Here is a 22,000-nt window from a genome sequence, read left to right on the forward strand (position 1 = left end):
GTGCATAAAAATAAAGGAGAAGGGAATGTTCAGTCAGTGGATAAAAGCAGGATGTTTGATGATGGCGTTGACCGGGGCCGCTTTTGCAGCACAAGAAACTTACGTGGTCGGCGCGGGTGGCACCTATCGCCCATTTGAATTTGAAAACAGCCAGAAACAGCTGGAAGGCTTTGATATCGATATTATTAAAGCTATCGCTAAAGCGGAAAATTTTGATGTCAAACTGGTCAACACGCCGTGGGAAGGTATCTTCGCGACGCTGGGGTCCGGGGATCGCGATATCATTATCTCAGGGATCACCATTACGGATAAACGTAAGCAGATGGTCGATTTTTCTCTTCCTTACTTCCCGGCGGAGCAGTCAATTGTTGTCCCGGCTGATTCAAAAGTGAGCTCCCTGGACTCGCTGAAGACAGAAAAGGTTGGTGTCGTTAACTCCAGCACCGGCGACATTGTGGTGTCTGGTGTTCTCGGGAAAAACAGCACCGCGATTAAGCGTTTCGATAATACCCCGTTAATGTTGCAGGAATTGTTTGAAGATGGCGTCAGCGCGGCGGTTGGCGATGTTGGCGTAGTGAAATACTACATCAAGCAGCATCCAGAAAAGCAGTTTAAGCTGGTCCCGGACGCCAAGTTTGAGCGCCAGTATTTTGGTATCGCGGTCGCCAAAGGGAATACCGAATTACAGCAAAAGATTAACGCGGGATTGAAGAAAATCATCGCTGACGGTACCTACGATAAAATTTATAAAACCTGGTTTGACAGTGAAGTCCCGACGCTTCCATCAGAGTAATTTGCATTAATCATTTATTTTTAGGCTGACACGCGGTCTGTGTCAGCTTTTTTGCAGGGGAAAACCATGACGGGATTTCGTTGGGAAATCATCCAGGAGTATGCGCCATTATTTATGGAAGGCGCGTGGATGACCATAAAATGTACCATCATCTGTGTCTGTCTTGGCACACTCTGGGGGCTGACGCTGGGGCTGGGCCGTATGGCAAAAGCCGAGCATGGCTTCTGGAAATATGCGCTCCGCTATCTTGTGCAATATCCCGTTCGTTTCTACGTCAGCGCCTTTCGCGGAACACCACTGTTTGTCCAGATTATGGTTGTCCATTTTGCGCTGGTGCCGTTGTTCATCAATCCCCGTGACGGAATACTGGTCACCGGCGGGCTGATGAGCGCCGATTTTGCCCGCGAATTGCGCTCGGGCTACGGCGCTTTCTTATCCTGTATTGTGGCGATTACGCTGAATGCCGGGGCCTATGTTTCCGAGATTTTCCGTGCGGGGATCCAGTCGATTGACCCCGGCCAGATGGAAGCTTCGCGAGCGCTGGGGATGCCGTGGTGGAAAACCATGCGCAAAGTTATTCTGCCTCAGGCTTTTCGCCGTATTCTTCCACCGCTGGGCAATAACGCCATTGCGATTGTTAAAGATTCCTCACTCGCCTCGGCGATCGGGCTTGCCGATTTGGCCTACGCGGCGCGTACGGTTTCAGGTGCTTACGCAACCTACTGGGAACCCTACCTGACTATTTCACTGGTGTACTGGGTACTCACCTTCCTGCTGGCGCAGCTGGTTAACCGTCTGGAAAAAAGGTTTGGTAAAAGTGATCCACATTAAAAATTTACATAAACATTTTGGTGACAACCACGTTCTGCGCGGGATTGACTGTGATATCAAACCGCAGGAAGTGGTGTGTATCATCGGTCCGTCAGGGTCCGGGAAAAGCACCTTCTTACGCTGCATGAACGCGCTTGAGACGGTCACCGAAGGCGAAGTGGTGGTAAATGGTTTTGCCGTTCACGATCGCAAAACCGATCTCAATAAAATGCGTGAAAGCGTGGGGATGGTGTTCCAGCGTTTTAATCTTTTTCCGCACATGACGGTGCTGGATAATCTGATGATGGCGCCGCAAATGCTGCTGGGACTCTCCCGCAGTGACGCTATCAGCCGGGCGGAAATGCTGCTGGAAAAGGTCGGATTAAGTGATAAACGTGATGCCTGGCCTTCGCGCCTGTCGGGCGGTCAGCAGCAACGCGTGGCAATTGCCCGCGCGCTGGCAATGAACCCCTCGATCATGCTGTTCGACGAGCCAACGTCGGCGCTGGACCCGGAGTTAGTCGGGGATGTACTGGAAGTCATGAAAAACCTGGCTAATGAAGGGATGACCATGGCGATTGTCACCCACGAAATGGGGTTCGCGCGTGAAGTGGCCGATCGGGTCATCTTTATCGATCACGGTATTATCCAGGAAGAGGGATCGCCTGACGTGCTTTTTACGTCACCAGCAAATCCGCGGACGGCAGAATTTTTAAGTAAAGTTCTCTGAGATAAACTGCCAGATCGGGATAATCCGATCTGGCCAATGACATCAAAATCAGAGCTGTTCTTTTATCGTTTTGCTGCTGCCATTTGTTTTTACTGACGCGATGCCCACATCTCGTGATTGCGTAGAGGAATACATCTGGCTGGTGCCAATGATCTGATGATTGCCTGCTTTTAAATTGAAGAAGAACTTACCGTTCGACGCCGTCTTCATGTCGTAGCGCTCGTCCAGCGGACTGTTCGACTGAACAGAGGCAATGCCGTTTTCTGCCGCCGCCTTCGTGGTATACAGTTCACTCGTAAGGATCGCCTCACCATTACCTGCTTTCAGTACAAAACGGAACTGATCGTTTGTACTCTTACTTAATTCAAACCAACCGGCCATAATTATCACCTTTTTGAAAAGACAGGAATTACCGCACCGTATTGAGCATAGTTTATTAATAATTTTTCAGGCAATATTCGAAGCGATCTGAAAAGTCTCAAAATAGTCGTGGTGCAAAAGGAGAGAAATGAAACAGATCAACATGCGTCTCGCAAATATCAGAAGTCGGTTTCCGCCGCCGGTTATTTTGTTAATCTTTGTTGTGGGGGATTGTCTGACCGCAAATCCGCATTTTACCTTTGGCCTGGTCACCCAGGTGCCGAGTCTGGCGATTGCCGCAGTGAGCCTTGGCGTCATCCTGACGACCGCATGGCATATGCATGTGAATGGCACCACGCTCAATCCGCTTCAGGCGGATAAAACGACGACCCTGATTACGCATGGCTGTTATGCCTGGAGCCGAAATCCGATTTACCTTGGGCTGACGGGGATGCAACTTGCCGTTGCGCTCTGGATGGGCAGTCTGCCAGGCGTGATTGCCGTACCGCTCTTTATGCTGGCGGTGGCCCGCTTGCATATCGATTTTGAAGAGTTCCAGTTACATAAGCGCTTTGGCACGCAGTGGGAACACTACGCTAAACAGGTTCGCCGCTGGCTATAAAGGCAACCCTGTCGACTATCCACAGACAGCGTCAACAAATGCGATAGCATCAGCGATAGCATGACGCGCCTGCCATGCGAGGTATCCGGGGCTGTCCGCGTCACAAAAGCCGTGCTGCGCATCGAACATATGGCATTGGACCAGGGGCAATGTTTCCAGCTTCTGTTGTAGCACCGTAGGGTCGAATGACGGCTCGTGGCGGGCCATGATCATCAGCGCAGGGCAGTGCGGTAACTCATCGCTGTACTGACGAATGCGAGAACCATAATGACAGATAACCCCGTCGCACAAGCCGCTTCCTGCGACTCGCCAGGCGAGCGTTGCCCCGGTGCTGTAGCCGATGACAATCAGTTTGCGATGTTGCGCACGTAGTGTGGTAAGCAACGTTAAGATGGGTTGCGGATCAAAACCAACGTGGTTTGAAAAATGGCGATAAGCTTCATCCTGTTGTGCATAACTGTAGGGACTGTCATGGGAGAAAAGCGCGGGAGTATAAACCTCGAACCCACGCGCTCGCCACATATCGCCGGTACGTTGTATATGCGCATTGATGCCGTAAATTTCATGCAGAATGACGACGGCATCTGACCGTTGGCTGGACATCTGCGGTTTAGTCGTCCGCTTTGTGTGCCCAGGCAGGCATGGACGTCAGATACCGGATTGCGCGTTTACGTGACTCCTCGGGGCCAACTTTTTGCCATGAATCAAGAAATCCCGCCAGACCGGAAACGGCCTCATCCCACGGCTTCAGATTGCCTTCGGCATCACTGCAATACGCGCAGTATTTATCGCTTGCTCCTTTGGCATCAGGTGCGGAAAGCGGCATTCCGCAGGCGTGACAAAACGATTCTTGCTGTGACATTTAACGCTCCTTGTGTCCAGGGGGGATGAATAAATATACGGTTATTTTTCGAGAAGAATCCGATACCAGATCAATAACCCTGATAGTTGTGTCACAAATATTGATTTGGTTTATGTATTGAGAGAATGGGGGTCTGTTAGTCTGACTACCTCATTGATGACTCAAGGGATTGTTGTGCTGGAAATCTTTTCTTAACCCACTGAAAAATATCTTCAAATATTTTTCGCATAGCAAAATTCATGGTTCGTCCAGGACGAATCCGTTTTTGTATGGGTTAAAAAAGGGTCAACATGCACGTCATATGGACCGTCAGTCCCGTGGGCTATCAGCGCATCGCGAAGCGCTGTCCTGCCTGCAATATCAAACGCGATTTCATCCCCTCCGGGGCATTCAGAATGAATTCGCAAAAGAAGCTGCTGGATATCTGGAGCATCTATAAGTGTCTTCACTGTGATTATACCTGGAATATCAGCCTGTTCTCGCGACTCCCTGTCAGTCGTATTGACCGCGATCTCTATGCGCGGATCGTTGCCAATGACGCAAAGGCGATCTTGCTTTTCGCTCACGATCGCCACATTTTGAAGCGAAATAATGCCGAACTCTCCGGGAGCCCGGACTTTGCTGTTCGCGAGCAGTGGCGGATGACGTTTGTCCGGCATCAGCAACTGAAGGTGAGTATCAGATTATCGATCGCCTTTCAGGTCAGTTTGTTGTCGGTGATGAAAAAGCAGTTGCGGCTCAGTACAGGGGAGATAGCGCGGTGGGTTGCCGAGGGTAAGATCCGCGGCATTACGCTGCGTGAACTTAAAAATCGCAAAAATCATGATACGACGCATGAGTTTTGGATGAGTCCGGACGCGTTTTACGCGATCAGAAAAATTCACATAGAAGTGGAACACTAAACCAGACGACGCCCGACCAGCAAGGCGGGCGTCAAAATTGGTGGAAAACGCAACGCCGAATCAGGTTCTTGTCTGGTGCTTTTCAAGGTAAATCATCGTCAGATCCGCGTGAATGGGGGCGCGGCGGTATTCCTGATAACCCTGACGGCGATACAGCTTAGCTTTCTTGTTCATGAAACCATCTGCTGTGCTCTTACACAAGTGCCAGGAAAACGATGCCTGTCCTGTCACGCTCTATACGGAAAATATGTGTTCGATAACTCACTGATAAGACAGTTTAATAATTTTTAATGTTCTTAAATATCGGGAATCACTTCTTAAACTGAGAGCAGATGAATAACGTAAGTCACGATAAAATAGGAATAAAGATCAGGTGCGACTGAGAATTTGCTCATATAAGCAGTTAAGAACCGCCGTAGATACCCGATCTGCCCATTTCTCCTGTATTGACTCATTTTTTGCGCAATGTAAAACTGCACTCAGGATACATAAAGGGTGCTAATCGAATAGCACTGAATCAGTGCAGGGATGCAGATAAACTTTGGTAACAGCATAGAAATATCACCCAGCCTTATTCTGCCCTCTGCCCTGTTAGAGTATTTGAAGCAAGGAATTATCAAACAATATGAAGTATTACCAGGGTAAGTGTATTCCTGTGTAAGTCTGAATAACTTCCCAGTATCATTATTTCCCTTGTGCTGTTTTCAGAGAAATAACATCAACACAACAATCCCTCCATGGTGAAAATACATAGAGGGATCAAATGGGACACTTAACTTAACAGGAATTAACATTCTGTTAAAGAAGCTTTTCAGATATTTCTTTCTGAAGGGGCGGGTGTTGCCTGAATTTCAATAAAATAAGCCTGCTACATTTTTTTATTTTAATAAAAACAATGAACCAGACAGGTGAGTTTAAATATTTAACGAGTGTGTAATATGAATAAAATCTATCGCGTTATCTGGAACAGCACCTTGATGCAATGGGTTGTCACTTCGGAATTTGGTCGCGCCAGAATCAAAAGAGCCGTCAGCAATGCGGTGAAGGCGACCGGTCTGATGGCGGTAATGAGCGCAGGGGCGTATGCAGCCACCTGTGATCTTGCCACCCTGAATTGTCAGCTTGATGCCACCTGGAGTGCGGCAACAAACAGCAATGAGACTGGCGCTGCAGCTATTACTGACGGCAATACCTGGTCGGTTTCAGGGCTGGACACATGGCAGGCAGGAGATATGACCTATAAGTATTATACTCATCTCCAGCAAGTCATTGATGCCGGCTACACCGTAATGCAAGGCGGTAGTGCTGTGACGTCTTTGCCTGCCGCCGGGAATACGATTATTTACCCTGGCCTGACCACCGCGGTAACTGTATTTGATCCGATCACCTCGAGTAACAAAACGGTTATGGTCTATAGCTCTGGTGCGTTTACCGAGCTTGATGCCTATTATTTCAACCCTGCTGAATCATTTGTCTTAGCTGATGCTGAACCTTATATTGATACCCGACTGGCAACGGTAACGAATGGTGTTGCTAATATATCTCTGAATAAAAGCCAATATAATCTTGGGGAATTAAGAGAAAGCGCTCTGGTTTATGTGGATGGCACCACTGCAAATAACGCCACGGCTAACTGGACGTCACAACAACTCATTTATGCAAATATTCCGAGTGACCTGGATACGCTGGCTTCCCCCATAAACCGGAGCATTAAGACTGACAGTTATACGGGAACTTTCACCGCGTTTGACGGTTCATCCCATACCGTCAATTCCCTGGCTGATTTTAAAACCTGGAATAACTGGCTTATCAGTAAATTGTCTTCCGGCGATTTGGCTTACACCAGCTATCAGTCTGAACTGAAAAAAGCGTATACCTCAACCTCTCAGACTTATCAGATCTCTCACACTCCGGATGGGTTTGACGTTTCTGTTTATGGTGAGCGTGATGTCGCAGTTCTTCAGGCGAATGGGCAAAATGCTACTATCAACATCGCCCCGGGTGGTTCAATTGATTTGAGAGCAAGCAGCAGCGCGTCATTTCTGCTTGTCAAACTGAATAATAATGCCACGTTTATTAATAACGGTACGGCAATGACCACTAACAGGATCGCCCATATTAACAGTGGCTCATCCTTTATCAATAATGGGTTCCTGAGCCTGGGGGGGAATATCCCGGATAGCGCCTATCAAAATATCGCAATTGTCGTTGATGGCAACGGCAGTCGTTTTTTTAATAGCGCTCAGGGGACCTACACCCTTTCACCCCGTTACAATTACACCAATAAAAACCAGAATGGGATTGTTGAAGGGGTTCAGACACATATCGGAACTCTTGCTGAAAACGCCGGGACAATTAATACCGGTTACTGGAGCAACTCTGTCGATAAGTTTCAGACAGGTAGCGTCTGGATTGCCAAGGTGTATAACGCCTCTTCTTTCGTTAACACGCCGACGGGGCATATCAATTTAGGTTACACCCAGGACGGCAGTAGCGAAGCTTATCTGAACACCGAAAGTGTCGCGATTCACACGGAAACCGGTGGCCGTGGCGATAACCAGGGAACCATTACGCTGAGTTCGATGGCCAACGGCGCCTATGGTCTGCATGCCCTTGATGGCACCGCCTCCCTGGTAAACAGCGGCACTATCAACGTCAACAGTGACGGGGATGATGGGGCGTTTGTTCCCTCTGAAAGCATCGGTATTTATTCGTTCAGCAAAACGGCGGGGACTGTTGGCAGTTCCGGCACTATCAACCTTAACGGCGTGAATAACACCGGGATCAAAGCGGTTTCCGGCGGAAAAGCGTCATTATCCGGCGACATCAATATTACCGGTGGCGCAGAGCTGTCAACCGGGCTGCGTAACTACGGTGTCTGGTCTGAAGGCACAGGCTCACAGGTCGATATTTCCGGCCAGATCAACATGGACGGAGACGGGGCGATAGGCGTTCATGCCCGTTATGGCGGCAATGTGACCATCTCCGGTACCGGTGAAGTGAACTTTACTGACGGTAGCAACCAGATCGGCTACTACGTCTACGGGCAGACGGCTTCCATCACCAACAATGGTACTGGCGCGCAGGATGTCAGCACCGAAGATTCTGTGCTGTTCCGCGTCGATGACGGTGCCGACTTTACCGGCGGCGCCGGTGCGGCGTCCGTCCTGACCGCGTCCGGTCAGGGGGCAACTGCCGTGGTCGCCAACGGTAAAGACGCCACCAGCGGTAATGTTTCCGCCTTTAACTCCGGTGGTATGACCCTTAATCTCTCCGGCCAGGACGCTACTGGTGTGATTATCCAGGGCGGTGCGCAGGGTAAAATCTCGTCTAACGCCACCATCAACATGACCGCTACCGGCGCAGTCGCGGGGATTGCCGACGGTCAGGGCTACGACATCAACGGTAATGCACTGGGCAGCCCGATTGCGGGTGTGCTGTCGAACGCGGCACTGGCCGCAGGGGCGGCAGGTTTTGGGTCCGGTACTTTACTGGTCACTGAGGCGGCGCTGAATTCCGCGCTGGATGCCGTTACCGGCTTCATTGCCCGCAACGGGGCGGAAGTCAGCAACGCCGGGAACATCGTATTTACCGGGAGTAACACCACCGGTCTGCTGGTGGAAGCGGGTGCCCGCGGTAATAACACGGGCAGCATCACCGTAGGTGCTGGCGGTACCGGGATCGTGGCGCAGGATGCGACCGGTACCCACACCACGGTGGTCAACACCTCGGGTAACCTGGTGCTGAACGGCGGCAATACCGCCAACCGCACTACCGGGATCGTTGCCAGCGGTGCCAGTACCACGGTCAATATGACCGCCGGGACGGTGACCCTGAACGGCAACGGCGCCACTGGCGTGCGGGCCTCAGAAGGAGCAACCGTGAACCTCTCCGGTACTGCGACGCCGGCGTTTTCTTCCTCTGCGACGGACCAGATCCTGTTTGCCATCTCCGGCGCGGGTTCCACCATCAACACCAGTGTCCCGACCGGGACGGTACTGGACGCCTCCGGTGAGCGTTCCACCCTGTTCCGTCTGGAAGATGGGGCGGCGATGGACGGCGATATCCAGGTGGCGGCCAGCGGGAAGGATGCAACTGCGCTTTACGCCACCGGTGAAAATACGACGGCGGTTATCGGCAGCGGCAGTCAGTTGGATATCAGCGGTAACGGCGCCACCGGGGTGATATCTTCGGGCAGGGCGACCGCTACCATTGAAAGCGGTGCGACGCTGGCGCTGACCGGTAGCGGCGCCACTGCCGGACTGGTTGACGGGAACACCTATGCCTCTGACGGCGCGCTCTCGCAGGAAAATACCGGTGCGGAACTGATTAACGCTGCAACTATCAGTTCGACGGTTTCCGGTGCCACCGCCTTTACGGCGCAAAACAGCGGGACACTGACCAACAGCGGTAATGTCCTGCTGACCGGCACGAATTCCACCGCCATTAAAGTAATGGGCGGAAAAGTTAACAACACCGGCAATATCGAAGCGAGCGGGACTGCCCTGTATATCGGAGCCGGTGACCAGGGACAGGCGTCCACCGTCACCAATAGCGGCACGGTTCTGGCAACCGACGGCAGGGCGGCCATCGAACTGGCGGCCGGCAGCCTGAACCTCGTCGGCAGCGGCGTGGGCACCGTTGAAGCCCGCGGTACGGCAGACGGCGTGCTGATCAGCAGCGGCGCCAGCGGACTCGACGTGACGAATGCCCATATTATTGTCAGCGCGGCGGGCGCGTCCGGTAATGGTATCGAGAACGCCGGTAATCTGACCGACCTGCAACTAACGGGCACCACCATTGATGTAGCGAATGGTGCCGGGGTCCGTACCTCGGTGACCATTGACGACACCAACAGTGGCACCATTAATGTGGGCGGCGCGGGTACCGGTATTGCCTTTGCAAACGCGAACGGCAGTGCGACCAGCGGCAATCTGGACCTCTCCGGCTCTTCGGCCCTGACCATTAACGTCAGCGGTGCCGGCGGCACCGGGATTCTGGCGAACACCGTTGGCACCGTCGACTCGGCAGTGAGCGTGAACGTCAGCAACGCCGCGGGCGGCGCGGCTCTGAAACTCGGTAATGGCGTCACCTCCGCTACCAACCGCGGTACGCTGACCTCAGCCAGCACCACGGCGGCAACGGTCGATACGGCGAATGCAACCGCTTTCACCAACACGGCCAGCGGGGTGATTACCGCGTCGGCTTCCGGCAGTCCGGCACTGGCCATGAATGCGGCGGGCGCCACGGCAGTCAACGCCGGGACCATCAACGGCGACATGGTGATGAACGGGGCAAACGGCACGGTGTATAACAGCGGTACGGTCAGTAACAATATCACCACCACCAGTGGCAACAACGCGGTCACGGTGAATGCCGGTACTGTCGGCGGCAATATCGCGCTTAGCGGCAGCGGCACCAACATCGTGCTGCTGACAAACGGCGCTGACGTGAACACCATCAGTGGCTCCGCAGGCAACGACACTGTCACCGTGCAGGGCAACGGCAACACCTTTAACGCCCTGAACGGCGGCAGCGGCATGGCTACTGCGGTGTTTGACGGCGTGACGGCGGGCTTCCATATGGACGGCACCGGCGCACAAATCAACAGCTACAACCAGGTGAATCTGCGTAACGGCTCGCTGTTCAGTCTGGATAACAACTATGCTCTCGGCGGTAAACCGGTCGGTGGTGCGGGCTTTGACATCGATTCCGGTTCGGTTCTGGCGGTGAACGGTACTGCTGACCGGACGCTGACCAATGCCCTGACCGGCACCGGCACCGTGGCGGTAGCGAACACCGGACAGGCGTTTAACTTCGCCACCACCACCGGCAGCGCGTTTGCCGGGACCGTGGACCTGAGCAATGCGACCCTGGCACTGGGCGGGGTGAACACTACCGCTCTGACGAATGCTACCCTGAAAGCCGGCACCGGCAGCGTCACCACCGTGGCGGATGGCGAACAGGTTATCGGCGGTCTGGCTTTCGCCAGCGGTAAAGTGGCGTTTAACGCCACCGCGCCAGCGCAAAAAGTGGCGACCAGTCATATGACGGTCAACAGGCTGGATGCGTCCGGCAACGGTACGGTACAGATTAACGTTCCGGCACCGTATGTGCCGGGTCATGAAACGGCCACTACCGCGTCACTGATGACTCAGGATGATGCCAACATTGGCCTGGAGCTGGTTGGCGCCGCACTGGTTAACGGTGCCGGTGGTAACCTGGTGTTGCAGGACCAGAGTGGCAATGTCATCACGGATGCGACTCAGGTGAACATCGCCCAGGGCGGCAACGCGGTGGCGAAAGGTACTTACGATTACCGTCTGACCACAGCAGGGACGTCCGGCAACCAGGACGGTCTGTATGTCAACTACGGCCTGACAGAGCTGGAGCTGCTGGCGAACCAGACCCTGACGCTTGATGGTACACCGGGGGCCACCGGCGCGGCAGCGGACCAATCCGCCCGCATCACCGGCAGCGGCAGCCTGGCCGTCAGTACTGCAGGCAGTGACGTACTGTCCCTGTCCAACAGCAGCAACGATTACACCGGTGACACCACGATCCTGAGCGGGACCCTGCGTACCGATGTCGACGGCGCGCTGGGGGATACCGCTAAACTGGCGATTAATAGCGGAGCGAAAGCTGACCTTAACGGCACACTGCAGACTGCCGGTATTCTGGCCGGTGATGGCGGCTCACAGCTTGACTTCAACGCTGGCACCCTGACACTGACGGGGGGCGGGGACAGTAACGGCATCCTGAACGGAGGTGGGAAACTGAACGTTGAAGGCGGGGTGCTGACCATTGACGGAGCCAACAGCGGTCTGAGTGTGACCACTAACATCAGCAGCGGTGCGGAAGTGGTCCTCAGTAATGCACAGGGCGCAGGCAGCGGTGATATCACCGACGAAGGCACCCTGACGCTGAACAATGTCACCGGGATGCTGGCAAACGACATCAGCGGTACCGGTAATGTGGACGCCACAAACACCACGGACGCCACCCTCTCCGGTGACAACAGCAGCTTTAGTGGTTTGTTTAATATCAACAGCAGCAGCAACCTGACCGTCAGTGAACAGAACCATCTCGGTATGGCGACAGTTAACGATAACGGTCAACTGACCGTCGACACCGTCAGTGACTGGACACTGGTGAACAGCATCAGCGGTAGCGGTGGGCTGAACAAACAGGGCGTAGGTACGCTGACCCTGACAGCCGATTCCGCCGCGTATACCGGCACAACCGACATCACCGCCGGTGAACTGGCGCTCGGCAGTGACGTTGACTCTGCGGTGGCTATGGCAAGTGGACTTGTTAACGTGCGTAATGGCGGCTTGTTCACGGGTTACGGTAGCACCGCCGGGAATGTGGATGTCATGCAGGGTGGGACAATGCAGGTGATGGACTTCCTGGTTGACGGCAACCTGACCAACAGCGGTTCCGTCCTGCTGACTCGTGCAGATGGTCAGCCGGGCAACACCCTGACCGTCAACGGCAACTACACCGGTAGCAACGGACTGTTGGCGTTCAACACCGAATTGGGTGGCGACAGCTCTCCGACCGACAAACTGACGGTGAACGGCAACACGGCGGGTAGCACCCGAGTCAGTGTCACCAACACCGGCGGTAGCGGGGCGCAGACGGTGAACGGTATTGAGGTGATTCAGGTGAACGGCAGTTCTGCCGGCAACTTCGCACTGACCACCGGCACCGTGGAAGCCGGGGCTTATGTCTATGCGCTGGCGAAAGGCACAGGCAGCGCGGCGAAAAACTGGTATCTGACCAGTAAATGGAAAAACAGTGTGCCGCCGACAGATGACCCGCTGGAATCTGTAGACCCGGTGAAACCGCCGGTAGTCGACCCGAGCGCCCCGGACGCACTGCGCCCGGAAGCAGGCAGTTATATCGGCAATATTGCGGCTGCCAACACGCTGTTCAACACCCGTCTGCACGACCGTCTCGGCGAGCCGCAGTACACCGATGCGCTGAAAGGCGAGGGGGTGGCAGCCAGTATGTGGATGCGTCATGTCGGCGGGCACGAACGGTCTTCTGCCGGTGACGGTCAGTTGAAAACACAGAGCAACCGTTATGTGCTGCAACTGGGCGGCGACATCGCGCAGTGGAGCACAGACGGTCTTGACCGATGGCATCTGGGCGTGATGGGGGGCTATGCGAATGCGCACAGCAACACCCGCAGCGACCGCGCCGGTTACGGTTCAGACGGGCGCATCAGTGGCTACAGTGCCGGTCTGTACGGCACCTGGTACCAGAACGAGGCGGACAAAACTGGGGCATATGTTGACAGCTGGATGCTGTACAACTGGTTCGACAGCAGCGTGGAAGCGGATAACCGCGACGGCGACAGCTACAACTCGAAAGGGCTGACCGCCTCGCTGGAAGCGGGTTACACCCTGAAAGCCGGAGAGTTTGCCGGCAGCCAGGGCACGCTGAACACCTGGTATGTACAGCCACAGGCGCAGGTCACGTGGATGGGCGTGAAGGACAGCGCGCACACCCGAAACGACGGCACCCGTATCGAAACGCAGGGTGACGGTAACATTCAGACGCGTCTGGGCGTGAGAACCTACCTGAACAGTCACCACAAAATGGATGACGGTAAACAGCGTGAGTTCCAGCCGTTTGTGGAAGTGAACTGGATCCACAACACCGAAACCTTCGGCGTGAAGATGGACGGCACGAAAGTCAGCCGTGACGGGGCACGTAATCTGGGCGAAATCCGTACCGGGGTGGAAGGAAAAGTGAATAACCGTCTGAGCGTCTGGGGTAATGTGGGTGTGCAGATGGGGGATAAAGGCTACAGCGATACCCAGGGCATGCTGGGGGTGAAATACAGTTGGTAACTGACATGCTGTACTGAAATCGCTGCACTGTAATGAAACAGGAGCCGGAAGAACCGGCTCCTGTTTTACTTATTCTTGCGTTATTCAGGGCACCAAACGATTATTGATCTACGTTTTATTGGCCTGACGTCTTGTAGGCAGGATGAAGAGATTGTCTATGATAATAAAACGATTTTATTGAATTCAGCAGATATCAGGAGAGGCGCATATGGTGTCCCCTGCAGGAATCGAACCTGCAACTAGCCCTTAGGAGGGGCTCGTTATATCCATTTAACTAAGGGGACGAAGCGGCACCGAGTATACCGGTTTTTGTTTGTCTCGGTAAGTGAGGGGCCGCCTGACTGTTCAAACCGTCGCCATTCAGGACTGTTTTTCCTCCTTTTTCTGCGCGTTGTCTCTTTTTTGCGCAGCGATTCTGGCTTCTTCCTTGCGTGCATTACTCATATCGTTGCGGATCTGCGCGTGGCTCATCAGGGCGAAGATAAAGGTGCCACCGCAAATGTTTCCGGCTAGCGTCGGTAGGGCAAACGGCCAGAGGAAGTCACTCCAGTGCAGCGTGCCGTTAAATACCAGATAGAGAATTTCAACCGAACCCACCACGATGTGAGTGGTATCACCCAGCGCAATCAGCCACGTCATCAGGATAATCACCACGATCTTCGCGGCGCCTGCCGCCGGGAACATCCAGACCATGGTCGCAATCAGCCAGCCGGAAATAATGGCGTTGGCAAACATTTCCGTAGGGCTGTTTTTCATCACCTCCATGCCGATCTTCACGAACGCATCGCGGGTTTCTTCGTTGAAGATTGGCATGTATTCAAAGGCCCACGCCGCAATCGCAGTACCCAGTATATTCCCCAGCAGCACGATGCCCCACAGTCGCATTAACAGGCCCGCGTTACTGAGCGTCGGATTCTGCATGACAGGTAGCACGGCGGTGACGGTGTTTTCAGTGAACAACTGCTGGCGAGCCATAATGACGATGATAAATCCAAAGGTATAGCCGAGATTCTCCAACAAGAAACTGCCTGGTACCCCCTCCAGTTCGACGTGGAAGATGCCTTTTGCCAACAGCGAAGCTCCCATCGAAAGCCCGGCGGCAATGGCTGACCACAACAGCGCCATCGCATCTCGCTCCAGCTCTTTCTCGCCGTCCTGACGAATATGCTCATGAATCGCCATTGCCCGCGAGGGGAGGCGATCTTCATCCAGCTCTATCTTTTTCCCGCTCTGTTTTTCTTCACTTTCGACGGCAAGCTCATCGCTGTGTTTATCTATCTTGTCGTTTTCATGATCGACCATCATTCGTCTCCGGTATGCGCACTAACAAGATAAAGCGTAGCGGTTTTTAACCTGATCCTCGTCCGGACATGTTCTGAAAACGCAAAAATGGTAACGTTTGTTTTTCTTCATCCCGCTAGAATAGAGGCGCGACGATTCTGGTGTGACCAGGCTATGATCAAATCAACAAGTTCGGTGATATAGACATCGTTTGACGTACTGTTACAATCGCTCACACCTTTACAGGCGGATACGGTAGCGTTCCGTCATGGATGGCAATCAGCGATAGCCATAATTAACAGGGAGACATTTATGAAGCTTCGCCTGTCGGCGCTTGCGCTGGGAACCACACTGCTGGTGGGGTGTGCGAGTTCCGGCACAGAACAGCAGGGGCGTTCGGACCCGTTTGAAGGGTTCAACCGCACCATGTACAACTTCAACTTTAATGTGTTGGATCCGTATATCGTTCGACCGGTGGCCGTCGCCTGGCGTGATTATGTTCCGCAGCCTGCCCGTAATGGTTTGAGCAATTTCACCGGCAACCTGGAAGAGCCCGCAGTGATGGTGAACTATTTCCTGCAGGGCGATCCGTATCAGGGGATGGTGCATTTCACCCGTTTCTTCCTCAACACAATTCTGGGGATGGGCGGCTTTATTGACGTCGCCGGTATGGCGAACACGAAACTGCAGCGCGTGGAACCACATCGCTTCGGCAGTACATTAGGTCACTATGGCGTAGGCTACGGTCCTTATGTGCAGCTACCGTTCTACGGCAGTTGGACAATCCGTGAGGACGGCGGCGATATGGCGGATACGTTATATCCGGTGCTCTCCTGGCTGACCTGGCCGATGTCGATTGGTAAGTGGACGATTGAAGGGATTGAAACCCGCGCTCAGTTGCTGGATTCTGATGGTCTGCTGCGTCAGTCCTCCGATCCCTACATTATGGTTCGTGAAGCTTACTTCCAGCGCCATGATTTTATCGCGGATGGTGGGAAGCTCAAGCCGCAGGAAAACCCGAACGCGCAGGCGATTCAGGACGAACTGAAAGAGATCGATTCCGAGTAAGCCTGAGTGGGCAAATAAAAAGGTGAGCTAGAAAGCTCACCTTTTTTATATCTGCAAGAAATCAGAAGGCGTAGTTGAAGTTGGTACCGAACAGCCAGGCTTTACCTTCAGACTCGAACTGGTACGGACCTTCGTTGATTTTAACGCTCTGACCGTGCATGTAAGAGACGCCAACGTCCACAGACGCATCTTTATTAAAGGCGTAGGTGGTACCGGCGCTCAGCCAGAAGCGGTCCTGATCCGGAATCGAGATAGAACGGTTTTGTGAGGGAACCGGGCTATCATCGAAGGCGATACCAGTACGGAACGTCCAGTTATCATCGTAGTAGTAGGTGGTACCCAGTGCGATGCGGTAGGCGTCTTTAAAGCCTTCATGTTTCTGGAACAGCGTCTGACCACCAGTGGATTTGGCTTTCAGCTCCTGGAACTGACTCCAGCTGGTATAGGCCAGGCTGTAGTGGATAGCCCACTGCGGCGCTACGCGGTTATAACCGGACACTTCCCACATTTCTGGCAGGTTCAGCGTCAGGTATCCCGACTGAGTTGCGCCGCCGGTAGCGGTCGGGATACCCAGGTTGTAGTTGTTGATCGCTGGCGGCAGATCGCTGCTGTAGTTACCTTTAAAGTCAATTTTGACTTCAGAACGATAGGTCAACGCGTAGCGGTTGTTTTTATCCAGCTCATACAGGATCCCGGCGTTCCAGCCGAAGCCCCATTGGTTACCGTTCAGATGGGCAATTTTGGTATCGCTTGGGATGCCATTTGCGGTGGCAGCCAGTTGCTGACCCTGCGGCGTTTGTCCGGCAGGAGAGTTCATCACCTGACCGGCGACCAGTTGACCCAGGTCACCGGCGAAGCGTTCGATTTTCGCACGCGCATAAACGGCGTTCAGACCGAGACCGAAGCTCCAGGCGTCGTCTAAGCGATAGGCACCGCTTAAGTTGAGGTTCATGGTTTCGAGGTCGGTCGTACCGCCGACAGAACCGCCCGCGTAAGTATCGTTAAACTCTGTAGCCAGACCGTAGTTAGAGGTGATTGATGCCCCCCAACCGAACTGATCGTTAATTGGCGCAACAAAGTGCGCGTTTGGCACCCATGCCGTCGGCGCGATGTTGTCGGCATCAAGGCTACGGCCAGACGGTGAGCGTCCGCTGATGTTGACATCCGGATCGATATAGACCGCACCCGCAGAGAACGTCGGGCGATCGAACATGGTGATCAGCGCTGGGTTACGGCTGACGTTACCTGCATCGTCTGCGATAGCGCCTTCACCCGAATAGGCCCGGCCGAGGCCAGAGGAAGAAAATTCGTTTAACTGAAAGCCTGCAGACCAGGCCTGGGTGGAGATAATTGCCACTGCAACTGCGAGAGCAGACTTTGTTAACAGGGTTTTCTGGCTCATGACCATAACCTCAATTGATTTATTTTTATACAAACTATGTTACATGGTGTAACAGGAGCGCGAAGTGTAGGGTCTGTGGTACGACTTAGAAATCAGACCAGTGGCGTGAGTATAGGTCTGACCAGCTGAAATGTTGCAAGTATGTTTATAACTTTTTTCAATTGTGATCTTAAAAACGCGATCCAGCTGGCAAAATTGGTTGTTTGCGCACTCATCCTTTTGGGTGAAATTTGTTTTAGATCATTTTTAAGTGTGATTTCGGTCACTTATCTCATTTCGCACAATTAACAACTGGAGAGGCGGATGGGGGGAGCGTAAAATATTCCCATCGTTTATCTGGCACCCTGGGTGCGAAATACAGAGGAAATCTACAATGAGTAAATGCAGTGCTGATGAAACCCCGGTTTGCTGCTGTATGGATGTTGGTACCATCATGGACAACTCCGATTGCACCGCATCATACAGCCGTGTGTTCGCTAACCGCGCAGAGGCTGAAGAGACGCTGGCGGCGCTGACCGAAAAAGCGCGTAGCGTGGAATCTGAACCGTGCAAAATCACCTCGACCTTCACCGAAGCGTCTGATGGTGTGCGCCTGGATATCGATTTTGTCTTCGCCTGCGAAGCCGAAACCCTGATTTTCCAGTTGGGTCTGCGTTAATCCCACCTCGTTGTTTCTGATGCCCCGGTGAGTTTTCCCGGGGCATTTTCATTTCAGGCAGTGATTATTCACTGTGTCGTAGCTCTCACTTTCTTTGCGCTTCGCTTGGCTAAATGTAAAAAATTGGTTAAGACTATGATCAGGTCAGACCACTTATTTATTTTTTACAGGGGAGTGTTATGAGTCAGGCATTACCGCTGGTCACCCGTCAGGGCGATCGCATCGCCATTGTGAGCGGATTACGTACGCCTTTTGCCCGTCAGGCGACCGCCTATCATGGCATTCCCGCCGTCGATCTCGGCAAAATGGTGGTTGGCGAACTGCTGGCGCGCAGTGAAATCCCTGCTGATGTGATTGAACAACTGGTTTTTGGCCAGGTTGTACAGATGCCGGAAGCGCCAAACATCGCGCGTGAAATTGTGCTCGGGACCGGGATGAATGTGCATACCGATGCCTACAGCGTCAGTCGCGCCTGTGCGACCAGTTTTCAGGCTGTCGCCAACGTCGCGGAGAGCCTGATGGCTGGCACCATTCGTGCGGGTATCGCCGGTGGGGCGGACTCTTCTTCGGTGTTGCCCATTGGCGTCAGCAAAAAACTGGCGCGGGTGCTGGTCGACGTCAACAAAGCCCGCACGATGGGGCAGCGCCTGAAACTCTTTTCCCGTCTGCGCTTACGCGATTTGATGCCCGTCCCGCCTGCCGTGGCGGAATATTCTACCGGCCTGCGCATGGGGGATACCGCCGAACAGATGGCGAAAACCTACGGCATCACCCGTGAACAACAGGATGCCCTGGCGCATCGTTCTCACCAGCGAGCCGCCGAGGCGTGGGCCGAAGGAAAGCTGGCCGATGAGGTGATGACCACTTACACGCCGCCTTTTAAAGATCCTCTGTCTGAAGATAACAATATTCGCGGCAACTCTACGCTGGCAGATTACGCCAGACTGCGTCCGGCATTTGACCGTAAACATGGCAGCGTTACGGCGGCAAACAGCACCCCACTGACCGACGGCGCAGCGGCCGTCATCCTGATGACGGAATCTCGTGCCAAAGAGTTGGGGCTGGTCCCGCTTGGCTATCTGCGCAGTTATGCGTTTACCGCAATCGATGTCTGGCAGGACATGTTGCTGGGACCGGCATGGTCCACGCCGCTGGCGCTGGAGCGTGCGGGCATCACGATGGCCGATCTGACGCTTTTCGATATGCACGAAGCCTTTGCCGCGCAGACGCTGGCCAATCTCCAGTTGCTCGGCAGTGAGCGTTTTGCCCGCGACGTGCTTGGCCGAAGCCATGCCACTGGCGAAGTGGATGACAGCAAATTTAACGTACTTGGCGGTTCGATTGCCTTTGGACATCCATTTGCCGCGACCGGCGCGAGGATGATCACACAAACTCTGCACGAATTACGCCGGCGTGGCGGCGGCTTTGGTCTGGTCACCGCCTGTGCGGCGGGTGGACTGGGCGCGGCAATGGTTCTGGAGGCGGAATAATGGAAATGACATCTGCTTTTACGCTTAACGTGCGTCTGGATAACGTCGCCATCATCACTGTTGATGTGCCCGGAGAAAAGATGAATACCCTCAAGGCCGAGTTTGCCTCACAGGTACGCATCATTCTTAAACAGATCCGCGAGAACAAGGCGATTCGCGGCGTCGTCATTATTTCCGCAAAAGCGGACAATTTCATTGCCGGGGCGGATATCAATATGATTAGTCGCTGCAAAAGCGCGCAGGAAGCGGAAACGCTGGCGCGGCAGGGGCAGCAACTGATGGCCGAGATCAACGCGCTGCCGATCCCGGTGGTGGCCGCCATTCACGGTCCCTGTCTGGGTGGCGGGCTTGAACTGGCGCTGGCCTGTCATACTCGCGTCTGTACGGACGACGCTAAAACGGTGCTTGGTTTGCCGGAAGTTCAACTCGGACTGCTGCCAGGTTCAGGCGGCACTCAACGGCTACCGCGACGGGTGGGCATCAGTACGGCACTGGAGATGATCCTCACCGGTAAGCAGCTTCGTGCGAAGCAGGCCCTGAAAACGGGGCTGGTGGATGAGGTGGTCCCGCAGACCATCCTGCTGGACGCCGCTGTGGAATGGGCGAAAAAAGATCGCCCCGTACATCGCTCTTTACCGGTTCGCGAACGTATTCTGGCGGGCCCGCTCGGGCGAGCGTTGCTGTTCCGGATGGTCAGCAAGAAAACCGAACAGAAAACCCAGGGAAATTACCCGGCGACAGAGCGTATTTTGCAGGTGATTGAAACCGGACTGGCGCAAGGGAGCAGCAGCGGTTATGACGCAGAAGCGCGCGCGTTTGGCGAACTGGCAATGACGCCGCAATCGCAGGCGTTACGCAATATCTTTTTTGCCAGTACGGACGTGAAAAAAGATCCGGGCAGTGAGGTTTCGCCGGGGCCGCTTAACAGCGTCGGCATTTTAGGCGGTGGGCTGATGGGCGGCGGTATTGCGTACGTCACGGCCTGTAAAGGTGGCTTGCCAGTTCGCATCAAAGACATTAATACCAAAGGAATCAATCACGCGCTGAGATACAGCTGGGATCAGCTTGAAACGAAGGTGCGTCGTCGGCATATCAAAGCCAGTGAACGTGACAAGCAGCTGGCGCTGCTTTCGGGTTCGGTCGATTATCGCGGCTTTTCCCATCGCGACCTGGTAATTGAAGCGGTGTTTGAAGATCTGTCGTTAAAACAACAGATGGTGGCAGAAGTTGAACAGAATTGTGCATCTCACACTATTTTTGCATCCAACACGTCATCTTTACCCATTGGCGATATTGCGGCAAAAGCGGCCAGACCTGAGCAGGTGATTGGTCTGCACTTCTTTAGCCCGGTAGAAAAAATGCCGCTGGTGGAGGTGATTCCGCATGCTACGACGTCGGGGCAAACCATTGCCACCACGGTTAAGCTGGCGAAAAAACAGGGCAAAACACCGATTGTGGTGCGTGATAAGGCCGGATTCTACGTAAACCGTATTCTCGCGCCGTATATCAATGAAGCGATTCGCCTGCTGACAGAAGGTGAGCGGGTCGAACAGATCGACAGCGCACTGGTAAAATTTGGTTTTCCGGTCGGGCCAATCCAACTTTTGGATGAGGTCGGAATCGACACCGGTACTAAAATTATACCGATACTGGAAGCCGCTTATGGCGAGCGTTTTAGCGCCCCTGCAAATGTTGTTTCATCAATTTTGAATGACGATCGCAAAGGTAGAAAAAATGGTCGGGGTTTCTATCTTTATGGGGCGAAAGGGCGTAAAAGCAAAAAACAGGTCGACCCTGCAATTTATGCGCTTATTGGTGCTCAAGGGCAGAGCCGGCTCTCTGACAAGCAGATTGCAGAACGCTGTGTCATGTTAATGCTCAACGAGGCAGCGCGCTGCTTCGGTGAACAGGTGATTCGTAGCGCGCGCGATGGTGACATCGGCGCGGTGTTTGGTATTGGTTTTCCTCCGTTTCTCGGTGGCCCGTTCCGTTATATGGATTCTCTCGGCGCGGGTGAAGTGGTTGCGGTATTGCAACGTCTGGCTTCGCTGTATGGTCCGCGGTTTACGCCGTGCGATACGTTGTTACAGATGGCGGAGCGGGGTGAAAGTTTCTGGAAAGCAGATGCAACTGACCTGAATTTACAAGGTCAAATGTAAGG

General features: G+C 53.8%; 15 protein-coding genes and 1 tRNA gene. 10 read left to right on the forward strand and 6 right to left on the reverse strand.

The features are described from left to right. Positions 1 to 25 precede the first annotated feature (25 nt). From KE671_RS18650 to KE671_RS18660, 3 genes are all read left to right on the forward strand, one after another. The gene (locus KE671_RS18650; RefSeq protein ID WP_042317722.1) at positions 26 to 793 is read left to right on the forward strand and encodes a basic amino acid ABC transporter substrate-binding protein; all 768 of its coding nucleotides are present in this window, start codon (positions 26 to 28) and stop codon (positions 791 to 793) included. 66 nt (positions 794 to 859) lie between these two features. Beyond that, positions 860 to 1,624, forward strand: coding sequence for an amino acid ABC transporter permease (locus KE671_RS18655; protein ID WP_206164091.1), 765 nt, complete (start codon positions 860 to 862; stop codon positions 1,622 to 1,624). Next, entirely contained in the window at positions 1,611 to 2,333 is a 723-nt protein-coding gene (locus tag KE671_RS18660; RefSeq protein WP_206164092.1) for an amino acid ABC transporter ATP-binding protein, read from the forward strand. The genes KE671_RS18655 and KE671_RS18660 overlap by 14 nt, the downstream gene beginning before the upstream one ends. 48 nt (positions 2,334 to 2,381) lie before the next feature. Here the strand turns inward: KE671_RS18660 and KE671_RS18665 are convergent, their stop codons facing one another. Then, positions 2,382 to 2,714: a YegP family protein gene (locus KE671_RS18665; RefSeq protein WP_206164093.1), complete on the reverse strand. Its 333-nt coding sequence runs from the start codon at positions 2,712 to 2,714 to the stop codon at positions 2,382 to 2,384. 127 nt (positions 2,715 to 2,841) lie between these two features. Between KE671_RS18665 and KE671_RS18670 the strand changes: the two genes are divergently transcribed. Further along, complete coding sequence (locus tag KE671_RS18670) at positions 2,842 to 3,315, forward strand: methyltransferase family protein (protein WP_241029939.1); 474 nt, start codon at positions 2,842 to 2,844, stop codon at positions 3,313 to 3,315. A 15-nt stretch (positions 3,316 to 3,330) separates the two neighbouring features. Here the strand turns inward: KE671_RS18670 and KE671_RS18675 are convergent, their stop codons facing one another. Together KE671_RS18675 and KE671_RS18680 are read right to left on the reverse strand one after the other, a co-directional pair. Next, a complete protein-coding gene (locus KE671_RS18675; protein WP_206164094.1) occupies positions 3,331 to 3,918 on the reverse strand; it encodes a dienelactone hydrolase family protein in 588 nt (195 codons plus the stop codon). A 7-nt stretch (positions 3,919 to 3,925) separates the two neighbouring features. After that, a complete protein-coding gene (locus KE671_RS18680) occupies positions 3,926 to 4,177 on the reverse strand; it encodes a zinc ribbon domain-containing protein (protein ID WP_206164095.1) in 252 nt (83 codons plus the stop codon). Positions 4,178 to 4,467: 290 nt separating this feature from the next. Between KE671_RS18680 and KE671_RS18685 the strand changes: the two genes are divergently transcribed. Next, positions 4,468 to 5,079, forward strand: a complete 612-nt coding sequence (locus KE671_RS18685; RefSeq protein WP_206164096.1) for a DUF1062 domain-containing protein — start codon at positions 4,468 to 4,470, stop codon at positions 5,077 to 5,079. Between the two features lie 938 nt (positions 5,080 to 6,017). Then, positions 6,018 to 13,940, forward strand: coding sequence for an autotransporter outer membrane beta-barrel domain-containing protein (locus KE671_RS18690; RefSeq protein ID WP_206164097.1), 7,923 nt, complete (start codon positions 6,018 to 6,020; stop codon positions 13,938 to 13,940). A gap of 209 nt (positions 13,941 to 14,149) precedes the next feature. Here KE671_RS18690 and KE671_RS18695 read toward each other — a convergent pair. Both KE671_RS18695 and KE671_RS18700 read right to left on the reverse strand, forming a co-directional pair. Further along, positions 14,150 to 14,224 (reverse strand) — tRNA-Arg (locus KE671_RS18695). Between the two features lie 76 nt (positions 14,225 to 14,300). Then, complete coding sequence (locus KE671_RS18700; protein WP_206164383.1) at positions 14,301 to 15,242, reverse strand: formate/nitrite transporter family protein; 942 nt, start codon at positions 15,240 to 15,242, stop codon at positions 14,301 to 14,303. A 291-nt stretch (positions 15,243 to 15,533) separates the two neighbouring features. Here KE671_RS18700 and mlaA point away from each other — a divergent pair, with 291 nt between their 5' ends. Continuing rightward, a complete protein-coding gene (mlaA, locus tag KE671_RS18705; RefSeq protein WP_206164098.1) occupies positions 15,534 to 16,289 on the forward strand; it encodes a phospholipid-binding lipoprotein MlaA in 756 nt (251 codons plus the stop codon). 61 nt (positions 16,290 to 16,350) lie between these two features. Here the strand turns inward: mlaA and fadL are convergent, their stop codons facing one another. After that, a complete protein-coding gene (gene fadL / locus KE671_RS18710; RefSeq protein ID WP_206164099.1) occupies positions 16,351 to 17,691 on the reverse strand; it encodes a long-chain fatty acid transporter FadL in 1,341 nt (446 codons plus the stop codon). Positions 17,692 to 18,064: 373 nt separating this feature from the next. Here fadL and KE671_RS18715 point away from each other — a divergent pair, with 373 nt between their 5' ends. The 3 genes from KE671_RS18715 (at position 18,065) to fadJ (ending at position 21,998) form a co-directional block, all read left to right on the forward strand. Then, complete coding sequence (locus KE671_RS18715) at positions 18,065 to 18,349, forward strand: YfcZ/YiiS family protein (RefSeq protein WP_200049941.1); 285 nt, start codon at positions 18,065 to 18,067, stop codon at positions 18,347 to 18,349. A gap of 179 nt (positions 18,350 to 18,528) precedes the next feature. Continuing rightward, a complete protein-coding gene (fadI, locus tag KE671_RS18720; protein ID WP_206164100.1) occupies positions 18,529 to 19,839 on the forward strand; it encodes an acetyl-CoA C-acyltransferase FadI in 1,311 nt (436 codons plus the stop codon). Next, positions 19,839 to 21,998 (forward strand): fatty acid oxidation complex subunit alpha FadJ, encoded by a 2,160-nt coding sequence (gene fadJ, locus KE671_RS18725; protein ID WP_206164101.1) that lies wholly within the window; start codon positions 19,839 to 19,841, stop codon positions 21,996 to 21,998. The genes fadI and fadJ overlap by 1 nt, the downstream gene beginning before the upstream one ends. Positions 21,999 to 22,000 lie beyond the last annotated feature (2 nt).

It is taken from the genome of Citrobacter amalonaticus (genome assembly GCF_018252635.1).
Taxonomy (GTDB): Bacteria; Pseudomonadota; Gammaproteobacteria; order Enterobacterales; family Enterobacteriaceae; genus Citrobacter_A; species Citrobacter_A amalonaticus_E.